Source organism: Atlanticothrix silvestris CENA357, from assembly GCF_016056295.1.
In the GTDB taxonomy this organism is placed as follows: Bacteria; Cyanobacteriota; Cyanobacteriia; order Cyanobacteriales; family Nostocaceae; genus Atlanticothrix; species Atlanticothrix silvestris.
In genome coordinates this window covers 101,944-102,171 of record NZ_JAECZB010000093.1, presented here as the reverse complement: position 1 = coordinate 102,171, position 228 = coordinate 101,944, and the positions used below count along the sequence as shown (strand labels likewise).

General features: G+C 39.0%; 1 protein-coding gene. It reads right to left on the bottom strand.

Annotated elements, in window-relative coordinates; all coding sequences use genetic code 11:
* On the bottom strand, positions 1 to 228 hold a 228-nt coding region (locus I8751_RS29855), incomplete at both ends, for a HEAT repeat domain-containing protein (RefSeq protein ID WP_225894373.1).

Below are 228 nucleotides of genomic sequence, written 5' to 3'. Positions count from 1 at the left end.
AGAACGCACATTAGATTCTGAATCTTTAATGAGTTCTAGTAAGCCAGGAATTGCTTTTTCTGTACCTATTTCACCTAACGCATTTGCGGCACTAGAACGCACATCAGGTTCTGAATCTTTGATGAGTTCTAGTAAGCCAGGAATTGCTTTTTCTGTACCTATTTGAACTAACACATTTGCGGCACTAGAACGCACATCAGGTTCTGAATCTTTGATGAGTTCTAGTAA